Raw genomic sequence first — 13380 nt, forward strand, 5'->3', positions numbered from 1 at the left:
CAAGCCCGCTCCCACACAAGCCCGCTCCCACATTTTTGATCCGGTTTTGTCAGTGGGCTTGGCTGTAGCGCCGCACGCCTGACTCGGATTGAGGAATGTGCGCCGCCACACTGCCCGACGCCTGGAACAACACCAGATGCTCCGCCGCCACCCGAATCCCCACATCCGTGCCCACCTGATGGTCGGCATGGCTAGGGAAAATCGACTCCAGTTGCGCGCCCGTCGGCAGTTGCAGGCGGTACAGGGTTGATGCACCGAGGAAGGTCTTACCCACGATCCGTGCTTTCAAGGCGCTGTCTGGCGCGTAGACGATGTCGTCGGGGCGCAGCAATACATCCACGGCACCACCGGTTGGCCAAGGGTAGGCGCGGTTGCCGCGCAGGTCGCCCAGTTCGGTGCTGACCGACTCCGGCGAACTCAATTGGCCACGGATGAAATAACCCTGGCCGATAAAGCTCGCGACATAGGTTGTCTGCGGTTCGTGATAGAGGTTGTAGGGCGTGTCCCATTGCTCCAGGCGGCCTTCCTTGAAGACACCGACCTGATCACTTACGGCGAACGCTTCTTCCTGGTCATGGGTCACCAGGATTGCACTGGTGCCGCGAGTCTTGAGGATGTCGCGCACTTCGTGGCTGAGCTTGCGCCGCAGCTCACCGTCGAGGTTGGAGAACGGTTCATCCAGCAGCAGCAGTTGCGGTTCCGGCGCCAGGGCGCGGGCGAGGGCAACGCGTTGTTGCTGGCCGCCCGAAAGCTCGTGGGGGAAGCGTTTGCCCAGATTCTTCAGGTTGACCAGCTCCAGCAGCTCGGCGACCACACGGTCTTTTTGCGGGTGCTTGCGAATGCCGAAGGCGATGTTGTCCGCCACGCTGAGGTGGGGAAACAGCGCGTAGTCCTGGAACACCATGCCGATGCGACGCTTCTCCGGTGCCAGGGTGAAACCGGCGCTGGAGATCACTTCGCCCGCCAGGCTGATTTCCCCTTCGTGTACCGGCTCAAACCCGGCAATTGCCCGCAGGGTGGTGGTCTTGCCGCAGCCCGAAGAGCCCAGCAGGCAGCCGATGTCACCGGCGTTAAGGTGCAGATTGAGGTTCTGCACCACCCGTTGATCTTGATAGCCGCATGCCAGATTGCGCAGGTTCAGCAGGAATGGCTGGCTCATGCGTGGTGGTACGACGGCGGCACGAGGAATTCGAGCAGGGCCTTTTGCGCATGCAGGCGATTTTCGGCTTGGTCCCAGGCGACCGAACGGGTGTCGTCCAACAGATCGAGGCTGATTTCCTCACCACGGTGGGCCGGCAGGCAGTGCATGAACAGCACATCCGGTGCGGCCAGGTCGAGCAGGGCGCGGGTCACCTGGAATGGTGCGAACAAGGCCAGGCGCTTGGCGGTTTCTTCTTCCTGGCCCATGGAGGTCCAGACGTCGGTGCTCACCAGGTGCGCGCCCAGTACCGCTTCGCGCGGGTCACGTACGACGGTGACGCGGTCGCCGGCTTGTGCCAGGAAACGTGCGTCAGGCTCGTAGCCTTCCGGGCAGGCAACGCGCAGTTGGAAGTCGAACTGGATCGCCGCTTCTATATAGCTGTTGCACATGTTGTTGCCGTCGCCGATCCAGGCCACGGTCTTGCCTTGGATCGAACCGCGATGCTCAAGGAAGGTTTGCATATCGGCCAGCAGTTGGCACGGATGCAGGTCATCGGACAGGCCGTTGATCACCGGTACGCGGGAGTGGGCGGCAAATTCGGTCACGGTTCTGTGGGCAAAGGTGCGGATCATCACCGCATCGAGCATGCTCGACATCACGATGGCGCTGTCGGCAACGGTCTCGCCACGGCCCAGTTGGGTGTCGCGCGATGACAGGAAGATGGCTTGGCCGCCCAGTTGGATCATGCCGGCTTCAAAAGACACACGGGTGCGGGTCGAGGATTTTTCGAAAATCATCCCGAGCACGCGGTTTTTCAAAGGCTCGAACAGTACGCCGCGGTTACGCAGGTCTTTAAGCTCAATGCCTCGACGGATCACGCTGACCAGCTCTTCGGGCGTGCAATCCATCAGGGAGAGAAAGTGCCTTGCGCTCATCATTAACTACCTTTTTGCAACAGACCGCAGATACTCAAAGCCTTGTTTATTGTGACAACGGGCGAGACCTGCGGCGAAAGCCGCACGGGGCGACGAAATAGGGGAAGGCGCGATATTGACATTAAATGTCGCGTCTTACCAATAGGGGCTACGTTTTTAGGGGTGTTCAAGAAGGGCGCCTGAGCGCTTTTGAAGACGAATTCCTGACAGCAGCGAGCCATTTGTACACTGGCCCCGCAACCTTTTGCAATCCGCTGGGGCGGGCCTGGGCCGGGTTGTGTCGGTTTCAGCGGCGATATGGGAAATTTCTGAAACATTTACTCATGCTTACCCATGGCTTGGCCTGATGTCCGTCGATTCACGGGACGAACCTTGGTGGCGCCCCAGCCGGTCGCGGCCCATAGTTGACTCAAAGCCCTAATAAAGAGACTGGCCATGACCAAGACTCTCCATCACCGTGCCTGCCATCTGTGTGAAGCCATCTGCGGCCTGACCCTGGAAACCACGCGCGCCGACGACGGCAGCCTGGCGATCACCTCGATCAAGGGTGACCCGCTGGACACGTTCAGCCGTGGCCATATCTGCCCCAAGGCCGTGGCGTTGCAGGACATCCAGAATGACCCGGATCGCCTGCATCAACCGATGTTGCGCGTGGGCAGCGAATGGCAGCCTATACCGTGGGAAGAAGCGTTTGCGCTGGTAGCCGAACGGCTGGCAGGCATCCAGGCCCGGCATGGGCAGAATGCGGTGGCGGTGTATCAAGGCAACCCCAGCGTGCACAACTATGGGCTGATGACCCACAGCAACTACTTCCTTGGCCAGCTCAAGACGCGCAACCGGTTCTCCGCGACCTCGGTGGACCAGTTGCCCCATCACCTCACCAGCTACCTGATGTACGGCCATGGCTTGTTATTGCCGATCCCGGACATCGACCACACCGACTTCATGCTGATCCTGGGCGGCAACCCGTTGGCGTCCAACGGCAGCATCATGACCGTGCCTGATGTGGAGAAACGCTTGAAAGCCATCCAGGCCCGGGGGGGCAAGGTGGTGGTGGTTGATCCACGGCGCAGTGAGACGGCGGCGATGGCTGACCAGCATGTGTTCGTGCGCCCCGGTGGGGATGCGGCGTTGCTGTTTGCAGTGCTCAACACGTTGTTTAGCGAAAATCTGACCCGTGCCAGTCATTTGCCCGTCGAAGGCCTGGAGGATGTGCGACGCGCCATTGCCGGGTTTACCGCTGAGGCCATGAGCCGCCAGTGTGCGGTGCCGGCCGAGCAGATCCGCCAGTTGGCGCGGGACTTTGCGGCGGCGGACAAGGCCGTGTGTTACGGGCGCATGGGGGTTTCCACCCAGGCCTTCGGCACGCTGTGCCATTGGCTGGTGCAGTTGATCAACCTGGTCACCGGTAACCTGGATCGGGTCGGCGGTGCGTTGTGCACGTCGCCGGCAGTGGACCTGGTGGCGTCCACCGGTGGCGGGCATTTCAATCGTTGGCAGAGCCGGGTTTCCGGGCGTCCGGAGTATGGCGGCGAGTTGCCGGTGTCGGCCTTGGCTGAAGAGATGCTGACGCAAGGCGAAGGGCAAATCCGCGCGCTGGTGACCGTTGCCGGTAACCCCGTGTTGTCCACGCCGAACGGTCGTCAGTTGGAGCAGGCTTTGGATGGCTTGGAGTTCATGGTCAGCATCGACCTCTATATCAACGAGACCACGCGTTACGCGGACTTGATCCTGCCGTCCACCTCGGCCCTGGAAAACGATCACTACGACACCACCTTCAATATGTTCGCCGTGCGCAATGTCACCCGTTTCAATCGCGCGATCTTGCCCAAGCCGCAAGGCGCGTTGCATGACTGGGAGATCTTTGTCGGTTTGGCCCAGGCGTTCGCCGCGCAGACGGGGGCAGCGCTCAAGCCGACCATGGCGCCGGCGCAGATGATCGACTTCGGCCTACGGGCCGGGGCGTACGGTGATGCCTCCGAGCATAGGCTGTCCGTCGCGATGCTGGCCGATCACCCCCATGGCGTGGATCTGGGGCCACTCAGGGCCAACCTTGCCCAGCGTCTGAAAACCGTAGATGGCAAGGTGCAGGCGGCGCCAGCGGTGATCCTCGCCGACCTGGCGCGGTTTGCCGCGCAGCCGCTGCCGGTGGCTGACGAACTGTTGTTGATCGGGCGCCGGCATGTGCGCAGTAATAATTCCTGGATGCACAACTATCACCGCTTGGTGAAGGGCAAGCCGCGTCATCAGTTGCTGATGCATCCCGATGACCTGTCCAGCCGGCAGTTGAGCGATGGCCAGCGGGTGCGTGTGAGTTCACGCATTGGCATGATCGAGGTGGAAGTGCTGGCCAGCCTGGACATGATGCCCGGCGTGGTCAGCCTGCCCCACGGCTGGGGCCATGGCCGCCCGGGTGTGCAGATGAGCATTGCCAGCGGGCAGCCGGGGGCGAGCGCGAACGACTTGACCGACGAACGGCAATTGGACGAGTTGTCGGGCAACGCTGCGCTTAATGGCGTTCCGGTGCAGGTAGCAGCTGCCTGAGCACCCGGCTGGAATTTTGCGTTACAATGCGCCACCGTGCCGACCTGTGAGTCGCAAAGTTCCAGCCGAGGTGTTCCATGGATATCATCGAAACGATCAAAGAGCAGATTGCTGCCAACACCATTCTGCTTTACATGAAGGGCGCACCTAACGCTCCTCAGTGCGGTTTCTCCGCGAAGGCGTCCCAGGCCATCATGGCGTGCGGCGAGAAATTCGCTTACGTGGATATCCTGCAAAACCCTGAAATCCGCGCCAACCTGCCGAAGTACGCCAACTGGCCTACGTTCCCACAATTGTGGGTGGCCGGTGAGCTGGTCGGCGGTAGCGACATCATCGTCGAGATGGCGGCTGATGGTTCGCTGCAAGCGCTGATCAAAGAAGCAGCAGCAAATGCGGCGGCCAAGACCGACGCTTGATGCGCCTGCAATAAAAAGCCCCGCTTCTCGTGAGAGAGCGGGGCTTTTTTACACCTGCGTGCTGAGGGCTTATTCGCCCATCTGCGATTGCAGGTAGTTTTCCAGGCTGACTTTATCGATCAGGCCCAGTTGGGTTTCCAGCCAGTCGATGTGTTCTTCCTGGTCTTCGAGGATATCTTCGAGCAGTTCGCGGCTGCCGAAGTCGCTTTTGGTTTCGCAGTGAGCGATGGCGGCCTTAATGTCGCTGTGGCTCTTGTGTTCGAACTTGAGGTCGCTGCTGATCATTTCCTGGGTGTGCTCGCCGATGTTCAGCTTGCCCAGGTCCTGCACGTTCGGCAGGCCTTCGAGGAACAGGATGCGTTTGATCAGCGCGTCGGCGTCCTTCATGGCCTTGATGGATTCTTTGTATTCACGCTTGCCGAGCTTTTCCAGGCCCCAATCGTCATACATGCGCGCATGCAGGAAGTACTGATTGATCGCGACCAGTTCATTGGCAAGGATTTTGTTGAGTTGCTGGATGACTGAGATGTCGCCTTTCATGACTGGGGTCCTGCCCTGTAATCGCTGTGTATAGGGCGGAGTTTGAGCGGCGAAAACCTTAGTGTCAAACCTAAGTTATTGAATAATAAATGAAAATTAATCGGAATAAGAATGTTTGTGTTCCGCGTCTTGGCGCTAACTAATTGAATTGCGGGCATAAAAAAACCGGACACTAAGTCCGGTTCTTTAAAACACGCCAATTTAAGCGTGTGTAAATTCTGCTGAATAGGGGATCGCGGCCTGGGCTGTTTGCAGCTGCGTCAGGGTTTCCCGTACCACTTGCTTGGCGAGGCAGGCACATTTGCCGCACTGGCTGGCAACGCCGGTGGTTTCACGCACTTCCTTGTAGCTGCAGCAACCTTCGTAGATTGCTTCGCGGATTTGTCCGTCGGTGACGCCAGTACAGAGGCACACATACATAAGGGAGAACCGTCGCGGGTTTAAGGCTTAAGTGCGGTGGATCTTAATGTTAACGAGAATGATTGTCAAAGTAGATTCGTAGGGTATTCGCTGGCAGCGTGCCCGCACTGACGAACGGTTTTTTCAGTGTATGATGATCGATCTTCACGAAGCGTGACTGCGTCACAGGGCTGTCGCTTATGCGCGCCAGACTGGGCCGGTCCTTTTACTTCAATCGTCACCCTCACATCAGGAGATACCCAATGAGCGTACTCGTCGGCAAACAAGCCCCGGATTTCGACGTACCCGCCGTCCTCGGCAATGGCGAAATCGTTGACAGCTTCAAGCTGTCTGAAGCCATCAAAGGCAAATACGGCCTGGTGTTCTTCTACCCGCTGGACTTCACCTTCGTCTGCCCGTCGGAGCTGATCGCTCTGGACCACCGCATGGACGATTTCAAGGCGCGCAACGTTGAAGTGGTAGCCGTTTCCATCGACTCCCATTTCACCCACAACGCCTGGCGCAACACCGCCATCAATGATGGCGGCATCGGCAAAGTCAAATACACCATGGCTGCCGACATGAAGCACGACATTGCCAAGGCCTACGACGTTGAATCCGAAGGCGGCGTGGCTTTCCGTGGCGCGTTCCTGATCGATGACAAGGGCGTTGTACGCTCCCAGATCATCAACGACCTGCCACTGGGCCGTAACATGGAAGAGCTGATCCGCCTGGTCGACGCTCTGCAATTCCACGAAGAGCACGGCGAAGTCTGCCCAGCCAACTGGAAAAAAGGCGACAAAGGCATGAACGCTTCGCCAGAAGGCGTTGCGGCTTACCTGACCGAGAACGCTGGCAAGCTGTAAGCCTGCGTCGAGGTACAAAAAAACCGGCCTGAGAAGGCCGGTTTTTTTATGGGCGGGAAATGGCTCAGTCGCCGAAATCTTCCCAGCCGCCCATCTGCTTCCAGCGATTGACGATGCCGCAGAACAGATCAGCCGTCTTCTCGGTGTCGTAGCGCGCCGAGTGGGCTTCGCGACCGTCAAAGTCGATACCGGCTGCCTGGCAGGCTTTGGCCAGTACGGTCTGGCCGTAAGCCAGGCCCGCGAGGGTGGCGGTGTCAAAACTGGAGAACGGGTGGAACGGGTTGCGCTTCATGTCCAACCGCGCCACGGCGGCGTTCAGGAAGCCGAGGTCGAAGCTGCTGTTGTGCCCGACCAGGATCGCGCGTTTGCAGCCATTGGCCTTCAACGCTTTGCGCACGCCACGGAAGATATCGGTCAGCGCGGCTTCTTCACTCACGGCCATGCGCAGTGGGTGATCGAGCTTGATGCCGGTGAACTCCAAAGCGGCTGCTTCGATATTCGCGCCTTCAAACGGCTCGACGCGGAAGAAGTGGGTGTGTTCCGGGAACACGAAACCCTGTTCATCCATGCCGATAGTGGTCGCGGCAATTTCCAGAAGCGCATCGGTGGCGCAATTGAAACCACCGGTTTCTACGTCGATGACAACCGGCAGATAGCCGCGAAACCGCTCGGCCATCGGGTGGCGGGAGCCGCCACCACTGTGCTCGTGTTCGTCGTCGTAATGGTCTTCACTCACTTGCTTTCCTCCAGCAGGCGCCAGCGCAGTGTTTCACCGGCGCGCAGCGGGATAACGGTCAGCTCGCCAAACGGCAGGCTGGCAGGGGCGGTCCAGTCTTCACGGACCAGGGTGATACGGTCGGTATTTGCCGGCAGGCCGTAGAAACGCGGGCCGTTGAGGCTGGCAAAACCTTCAAGCTTGTCCAGGGCGTTGCGCTGTTCGAACGCTTCGGCGTACAGCTCGATCGCCGCATAAGCGGTGTAGCAACCGGCACAGCCGCACGCGGCCTCCTTGGCATGCTGGGCGTGGGGCGCCGAGTCGGTACCGAGGAAGAACTTCGGGTTACCGCTGGTCGCGGCATCCAGCAACGCCACCTGGTGGGTGTTGCGCTTGAGGATCGGCAGGCAATAGAAATGCGGCCGAATCCCGCCCACCAGCATGTGGTTGCGGTTGTACAGCAGGTGATGGGCAGTAATGGTTGCGCCCACGTTGGCCGAAGCCTCGGTGACGAACTGCACGGCATCGGCGGTGGTGATGTGTTCGAACACCACCTTGAGGGTCGGGAACAGCTCGACCACACGGCGCATATGCTCGTCGATGAAGATTTTCTCGCGGTCGAACACATCCACGTCGCCACGGGTGACTTCACCGTGGATCAACAGCGGCATGCCGACTTCGGCCATGGCTTCGATGGCCGGCAGGATCTTGTCGATACTGGTCACGCCGGAATCGGAGTTGGTGGTCGCGCCAGCCGGGTACAGCTTGGCGGCGTGCACGTAACCGCTGGCCTTGGCTTCACGAATCTCTTCGGGCTGGGTGCGGTCGGTGAGGTAGAGCACCATCAGCGGTTCGAAGCGGCTGCCGGCCGGCCGCGCAGCGAGGATACGCTGGCGATAGGCGTCGGCTTCAGCGGCATTACGCACCGGAGGTACCAGGTTAGGCATGATGATGGCGCGGCCAAACGTGCGCGCAACATCGGCCACGGTTTGGGGCAACGCAGCACCATCGCGAAGATGAATATGCCAGTCGTCGGGACGCAGCAGGGTCAGGCGGTCGGACATTGGGGATTCCAGGCGGGTCAATCTGGTGGGAATGCTACCGGAAAAGACTCTTGCAGGCACTCGCTATCAAGTTTTGCAGGATGCATCCGATAGCCTTTCGTATGCCTTATCGATGTATGACGCTTTGAAGTGTTGTAGAAACCAGTGGAGCCTCCCGTGCGCCAGCAATATCTAGCCCTGCTCAGTGTGTTCGCCAGCCTGCCTGCGATGGCCCTCACGTTCCAGACACGTCTGGAGAATATTGAGTGGAAGGTGGAGGGCGACAAGTTTGAGTGCCGTCTGACCCAGCCGATCACCGATTTCGGTTCGGGTGAGTTCGTGCGCCGGGCGGGCGAGCAGGCGACGTTTCGTCTGAAAGCCTATGGCGGATCGCTGGGGGCGGGCTCGGCTACCTTGTTGGCCGCGGCTGCACCCTGGCAGCCTGGCCGTGGTGATATCAACTTGGGTGCGGTGCGTGCCGGCAGCGGCGATGTGTTGTTCAACAGTTCCCAGGCCCAGGCGGGGCGGCTGTTCAACGGCTTGCTTGAGGGCCGCTCGCCGACGGTTCGACATTACGGGCGCGAAGGTGGCTACTCGGAAATCCGTCTGTTGCCGGTGCGCTTCAACAAGGCCTACAGTGACTATCAACTGTGTACCGCCAAGTTGCTGCCGATGAACTACGACCAGGTCAAACAGACGGAAGTCGGCTTTCCAGGTGGCGGCATCGAATTGGACGCCGCAGCCAAACAGAAGCTGGCGGTGATTGTTGAATTCATGAAGGCTGACCCCACCGTCAACCACATCGAGCTCAACGGCCATTCGGACAACAGCGGCAATCGCCTGACCAATCGCGATGTTTCGCGCCGGCGGGGCCTGGCGGTCATGGAGTACTTCAAGGCCAACGGCATCCAGGAGTCGCAGGTCACCCTGCGTTTTCACGGCGAAAGCTACCCGCTGGTGCCCAACACCAATGCGGCCAACCGAGCGCGCAACCGCCGCGTCAATATTCAGCTGGAACGGGTGGCAGCCCCCGAGAACCCGGCGCCCACGGCCACTGCGCCAAGCAATCCAGCCGCTACCTCATAACGTGCGACCATCGGTCGCTCGTTCGACATAATCTGTCGCTTTATCTTCATTTGCTGTCGCGCCCCTGTAATTTCACGGTTTTGATCGGTAGAATCGTCGCCTTTCCGTACAACCCCGTGGAGTGATGGCATGGCCGACGTAAACAAGGTCGTTCTCGCGTATTCCGGCGGCCTGGACACTTCGGTGATCCTCAAGTGGCTGCAGGATACTTATAACTGTGAAGTGGTGACCTTCACCGCTGACCTGGGTCAGGGCGAAGAGGTCGAACCTGCACGTGCCAAGGCGCAAGCCATGGGCGTGAAAGAGATCTACATTGACGACCTGCGCGAAGAATTCGTCCGCGATTTCGTTTTCCCGATGTTTCGCGCCAATACCGTCTACGAAGGCGAGTACCTGCTGGGTACCTCCATCGCACGTCCGCTGATCGCCAAGCGCCTGATCGAAATCGCCAACGAAACCGGCGCTGACGCCATTTCCCATGGCGCCACCGGCAAGGGCAACGACCAGGTGCGTTTCGAACTGGGTGCGTACGCTCTCAAGCCAGGCGTGAAAGTGATTGCGCCTTGGCGTGAATGGGACCTGCTGTCCCGTGAAAAGCTGATGGATTACGCTGAAAAGCACGCAATCCCGATCGAGCGTCACGGCAAGAAGAAGTCCCCGTACTCGATGGATGCCAACTTGCTGCACATCTCCTATGAAGGTGGCGTGCTGGAAGACACCTGGACCGAGCACGAAGAGGACATGTGGAAATGGACCGTCTCCCCGGAGAACGCTCCAGACAAGCCGCAGTACCTGGAACTGACCTACCGCAACGGCGACATCGTCGCACTGGACGGCGTCGAAATGACCCCGGCCACCGTGCTGGCGACCCTGAACCGTATCGGTGGCGAACACGGCATCGGCCGCCTCGACATCGTCGAGAACCGTTACGTGGGCATGAAGTCCCGTGGCTGCTACGAAACCCCGGGCGGCACCATCATGCTACGTGCCCACCGTGCTATCGAGTCCATCACCCTGGACCGCGAAGTGGCTCACCTCAAAGACGAGTTGATGCCCAAGTACGCCAGCCTGATCTACACCGGCTACTGGTGGAGCCCTGAGCGTCTGATGCTGCAACAGATGATTGATGCCTCCCAGGTCCACGTGAACGGCGTTGTGCGCCTGAAGCTGTACAAGGGCAATGTGATCGTCACTGGTCGCAAGTCCGATGAGTCGCTGTTCGATGCCAACATCGCTACCTTCGAAGAAGACGGCGGTGCCTACAACCAGGCGGACGCAGCGGGCTTTATCAAGTTGAACGCATTGCGCATGCGCATTGCGGCCAACAAAGGTCGCAAGTTGTTCTGAGTGCCCGTGACGCTTTAAGAGAGGCCCCTTGTTAAAGGGGCCTTTTTTTTGCCTGTTAAAAAAGTAAGGCGGTACCTTGTGTTGGGGGATGTTTATCGATGTTTAAAGAGTGTTGAGTAGTTAGCGCTTCTGAAGTTTTGTGGGTGTAGGAAAATGTTCTAGGGTGGCGTATTAAAAGGAGAATGAATTATTTACACCGAAGTAGGAACCATGTCTTACAGAATATTCACTCATGTAAGCGTGATATGGGTGTTTCTTGGGGAAACATCTGTAGGAAATAATGGTGTAAGTGAATATGTTTAAGGGAACTGAAATGATAGGTTTTTTCTTGTCGACTTATCTGCGCGAAGGCAACAAGCAAGGGGCATTTGCTGAAAGTCATGTGCGCTACCTTTACCGCTTGCCTCCTACCCGTTGGATATTTCATTCAAATTGTGTGTGGGTCCAGAAAAGTCTGAAAGCCCCCGTAAAACTCGATACATCTGAATCAGTGTTTTTTTGTAGGCTTATTCCTATATCGTTGTGGCTTGGGTCTCTGCTTGCTGTTACTCAGGGGGGAGCGCTATGCCAACTAGGAAACGACTAGGCTATTGTGCTTGCTCTGAATAATTCGAACAGCGAAATTGGACTTTCCTTATGAATAAAGTGCTGATCGTGGATGATCATCCCGTCATTCGTCTTGCTGTGCGTATGCTAATGGAGCGTCATGGTTATGAGGTCGTTGCCGAGACCGATAACGGTGTCGATGCGTTGCAACTTGCACGGGAGCATATGCCGGACATCGTCATACTGGATATTGGAATTCCCAAGCTCGATGGGCTGGAAGTTATTTGCCGGCTTTCCTCCGTCAAACAGCCAGCTCCGTTCAAGGTGCTGGTGCTGACTTCCCAGGCGCCTGGTCATTTCTCCATGCGTTGCATGCAGGCTGGCGCTGCGGGTTACGTCTGCAAGCAGCAGGACTTGACTGAGTTGTTGAGCGCCATCAAGGCGGTGCTCTCCGGCTACAGCTATTTCCCGAACCAGGCGTTGAACTCGGTGCGCTCAACCATGGGCAACGCGAGTGAGGCCGACATGGTCGAGCGCCTTTCGGGCCGGGAGATGATGGTGCTGCAGCAGTTGGCGCGCGGTAAAACCAACAAGGAGATCGCTGACGGCATGTTCCTGAGCAACAAGACTGTCAGTACCTACAAGACGCGTTTGCTGCTCAAGCTCAATGCACGTTCGCTGGTAGACCTGATTGAGTTGGCCCAACGCAACGGGCTCGTGTAGGGGAGGGTGCAACAACTCACGTGATATCCGGCCAGTGAGCCAGCTAGAAAAAAGCCTCCGTCAGGGAGGCTTCTGGTCGTCAACGGGCAGGTCAGAGGTCGAAGTCGTAATCGGCCAGTTGTTTTTGCAAGCGTCGCTCTTCCAGAAGATTGTCGATAGTGCGACGTTTGCTTAGATTGGTCTTGGCTACCTCCGCAACGGGGGCTTCGCCATCGTCATCCGATTCTGCGACGAGGTCGTCTTCTACATCCAGTTGTTCTTTGCCAGTGCTCATAAGGTTCACTCCGGGCTAAGACTGCCGTTGGCGCTCCTTATAACGATAATCCATGAATGGGTAAAAAAGATTTTTTCAATCGACTGATCGAAAAAAACAATGATTACTCAATCGTCGGACGTCTTGTCCTTGTATTCACACAGGTCTTCGATGCGACAGCTGCCGCAGCGTGGCTTGCGTGCCTGGCAAACATAGCGTCCGTGCAGGATCAACCAGTGGTGGGAGTCGAGCAGATAGGGCTTGGGCACGAACTTCATCAACTGGGTTTCCACCTCCACCACATTCTTGCCGCGAGCGATCCCCGTCCGGTTACTGACCCGGAAAATGTGGGTGTCCACTGCCATGGTCAACTGTCGGAATGCCGTATTGAGCACAACGTTCGCGGTTTTGCGGCCTACACCCGGCAGCGCCTCCAGGGCTTCGCGTGTTTGCGGCACTTCACTGCCGTGCAACTCCACCAGCATCCGACAGGTCTCGATGACATTTTTGGCCTTGCTGTTGTAAAGGCCAATCGTCTTGATGTATTCGGATAAGCCATCGACGCCCAAGGCATGGATCGCCTCTGGTGTATTCGCCACCGGGTACAGTTTGGCCGTGGCCTTATTCACGCCCACATCAGTGGATTGTGCCGACAGAATCACCGCAATCAACAACTCGAACGGCGAAGAGTAGGCCAGTTCGGTTTTCGGTTCTGGATTGTCTTCGTGAAACCTACGGAAAATTTCCAGGCGTTTTACGGCGTTCATGGGGCAGGCAATTCCTTGCAGACGGTCGGCGTAATGGTGAAAAGCGGTTCCAGGCACGG

The 13380-nt window shown here is 58.2% G+C and carries 14 protein-coding genes; 6 read left to right on the top strand and 8 right to left on the bottom strand.

Annotated features, from left to right (window positions below; translation table 11 throughout):
* Nucleotides 1–49: 49 nt before the first annotated feature.
* Nucleotides 50–1159 (bottom strand): ABC transporter ATP-binding protein, encoded by a 1110-nt coding sequence (locus tag ACZRMO_RS02350; RefSeq protein ID WP_463971775.1) that lies wholly within the window; start codon nt 1157–1159, stop codon nt 50–52.
* Nucleotides 1156–2076, bottom strand: a complete 921-nt coding sequence (argF, locus tag ACZRMO_RS02355) for an ornithine carbamoyltransferase (protein WP_463971776.1) — start codon at nt 2074–2076, stop codon at nt 1156–1158. The genes ACZRMO_RS02350 and argF overlap by 4 nt, the downstream gene beginning before the upstream one ends.
* Nucleotides 2077–2511: 435 nt before the next feature.
* Here argF and ACZRMO_RS02360 point away from each other — a divergent pair, with 435 nt between their 5' ends.
* Nucleotides 2512–4620 (top strand): molybdopterin oxidoreductase family protein, encoded by a 2109-nt coding sequence (locus ACZRMO_RS02360; RefSeq protein WP_463971777.1) that lies wholly within the window; start codon nt 2512–2514, stop codon nt 4618–4620.
* Nucleotides 4621–4697: 77 nt separating this feature from the next.
* Nucleotides 4698–5036 (top strand): Grx4 family monothiol glutaredoxin, encoded by a 339-nt coding sequence (grxD, locus tag ACZRMO_RS02365; RefSeq protein ID WP_017738289.1) that lies wholly within the window; start codon nt 4698–4700, stop codon nt 5034–5036.
* 69 nt (nt 5037–5105) lie between these two features.
* Here grxD and bfr read toward each other — a convergent pair whose 3' ends face one another.
* Complete coding sequence (gene bfr, locus ACZRMO_RS02370; protein ID WP_463971778.1) at nt 5106–5576, bottom strand: bacterioferritin; 471 nt, start codon at nt 5574–5576, stop codon at nt 5106–5108.
* Between the two features lie 201 nt (nt 5577–5777).
* Nucleotides 5778–5996, bottom strand: coding sequence for a bacterioferritin-associated ferredoxin (locus tag ACZRMO_RS02375; RefSeq protein ID WP_003208706.1), 219 nt, complete (start codon nt 5994–5996; stop codon nt 5778–5780).
* A gap of 242 nt (nt 5997–6238) precedes the next feature.
* Here ACZRMO_RS02375 and ACZRMO_RS02380 point away from each other — a divergent pair, with 242 nt between their 5' ends.
* A complete protein-coding gene (locus ACZRMO_RS02380) occupies nt 6239–6841 on the top strand; it encodes a peroxiredoxin (RefSeq protein WP_003172097.1) in 603 nt (200 codons plus the stop codon).
* Nucleotides 6842–6905: 64 nt separating this feature from the next.
* Here the strand turns inward: ACZRMO_RS02380 and rnt are convergent, their stop codons facing one another.
* The gene (gene rnt / locus ACZRMO_RS02385; protein WP_017738287.1) at nt 6906–7577 is read right to left on the bottom strand and encodes a ribonuclease T; all 672 of its coding nucleotides are present in this window, start codon (nt 7575–7577) and stop codon (nt 6906–6908) included.
* On the bottom strand, nt 7574–8620 hold the full coding sequence (gene pyrC / locus ACZRMO_RS02390) for a dihydroorotase (protein ID WP_032891786.1): 1047 nt from the start codon (nt 8618–8620) through the stop codon (nt 7574–7576). The genes rnt and pyrC overlap by 4 nt, the downstream gene beginning before the upstream one ends.
* A gap of 156 nt (nt 8621–8776) precedes the next feature.
* Here pyrC and ACZRMO_RS02395 point away from each other — a divergent pair, with 156 nt between their 5' ends.
* The 3 genes from ACZRMO_RS02395 to ACZRMO_RS02405 all read left to right on the top strand — a co-directional run bounded on the left by ACZRMO_RS02395 (nt 8777) and on the right by ACZRMO_RS02405 (nt 12301).
* Nucleotides 8777–9685, top strand: coding sequence for a flagellar protein MotY (locus ACZRMO_RS02395; RefSeq protein ID WP_463971779.1), 909 nt, complete (start codon nt 8777–8779; stop codon nt 9683–9685).
* A 129-nt stretch (nt 9686–9814) separates the two neighbouring features.
* The gene (locus ACZRMO_RS02400) at nt 9815–11032 is read left to right on the top strand and encodes an argininosuccinate synthase (RefSeq protein ID WP_029295244.1); all 1218 of its coding nucleotides are present in this window, start codon (nt 9815–9817) and stop codon (nt 11030–11032) included.
* Between the two features lie 636 nt (nt 11033–11668).
* A complete protein-coding gene (locus ACZRMO_RS02405) occupies nt 11669–12301 on the top strand; it encodes a response regulator transcription factor (protein ID WP_122719714.1) in 633 nt (210 codons plus the stop codon).
* Nucleotides 12302–12392: 91 nt separating this feature from the next.
* Here ACZRMO_RS02405 and ACZRMO_RS02410 read toward each other — a convergent pair whose 3' ends face one another.
* Together ACZRMO_RS02410 and nth are read right to left on the bottom strand one after the other, a co-directional pair.
* Nucleotides 12393–12575, bottom strand: coding sequence for a PA3496 family putative envelope integrity protein (locus tag ACZRMO_RS02410; RefSeq protein WP_124526113.1), 183 nt, complete (start codon nt 12573–12575; stop codon nt 12393–12395).
* Between the two features lie 107 nt (nt 12576–12682).
* Entirely contained in the window at nt 12683–13321 is a 639-nt protein-coding gene (gene nth, locus ACZRMO_RS02415) for an endonuclease III (RefSeq protein WP_207039885.1), read from the bottom strand.
* Between the last annotated feature and the right edge of the window lie 59 nt (nt 13322–13380).

Source organism: Pseudomonas sp. B611 (genome assembly GCF_055407965.1).

What these genes read in the sequence shown, in the direction of transcription:
- ACZRMO_RS02350 (WP_463971775.1), bottom strand. Translation starts at nt 1,159, where the DNA reads ATGAGCCAGCCATTCCTGCTGAACCTGCGCAATCTGGCATGCGGCTAT.
- argF (WP_463971776.1), bottom strand. Translation starts at nt 2,076, where the DNA reads ATGAGCGCAAGGCACTTTCTCTCCCTGATGGATTGCACGCCCGAAGAG.
- ACZRMO_RS02360 (WP_463971777.1), top strand. Translation starts at nt 2,512, where the DNA reads ATGACCAAGACTCTCCATCACCGTGCCTGCCATCTGTGTGAAGCCATC.
- grxD (WP_017738289.1), top strand. Translation starts at nt 4,698, where the DNA reads ATGGATATCATCGAAACGATCAAAGAGCAGATTGCTGCCAACACCATT.
- bfr (WP_463971778.1), bottom strand. Translation starts at nt 5,576, where the DNA reads ATGAAAGGCGACATCTCAGTCATCCAGCAACTCAACAAAATCCTTGCC.
- ACZRMO_RS02375 (WP_003208706.1), bottom strand. Translation starts at nt 5,996, where the DNA reads ATGTATGTGTGCCTCTGTACTGGCGTCACCGACGGACAAATCCGCGAA.
- ACZRMO_RS02380 (WP_003172097.1), top strand. Translation starts at nt 6,239, where the DNA reads ATGAGCGTACTCGTCGGCAAACAAGCCCCGGATTTCGACGTACCCGCC.
- pyrC (WP_032891786.1), bottom strand. Translation starts at nt 8,620, where the DNA reads ATGTCCGACCGCCTGACCCTGCTGCGTCCCGACGACTGGCATATTCAT.
- ACZRMO_RS02400 (WP_029295244.1), top strand. Translation starts at nt 9,815, where the DNA reads ATGGCCGACGTAAACAAGGTCGTTCTCGCGTATTCCGGCGGCCTGGAC.
- ACZRMO_RS02405 (WP_122719714.1), top strand. Translation starts at nt 11,669, where the DNA reads ATGAATAAAGTGCTGATCGTGGATGATCATCCCGTCATTCGTCTTGCT.
- ACZRMO_RS02410 (WP_124526113.1), bottom strand. Translation starts at nt 12,575, where the DNA reads ATGAGCACTGGCAAAGAACAACTGGATGTAGAAGACGACCTCGTCGCA.
- nth (WP_207039885.1), bottom strand. Translation starts at nt 13,321, where the DNA reads ATGAACGCCGTAAAACGCCTGGAAATTTTCCGTAGGTTTCACGAAGAC.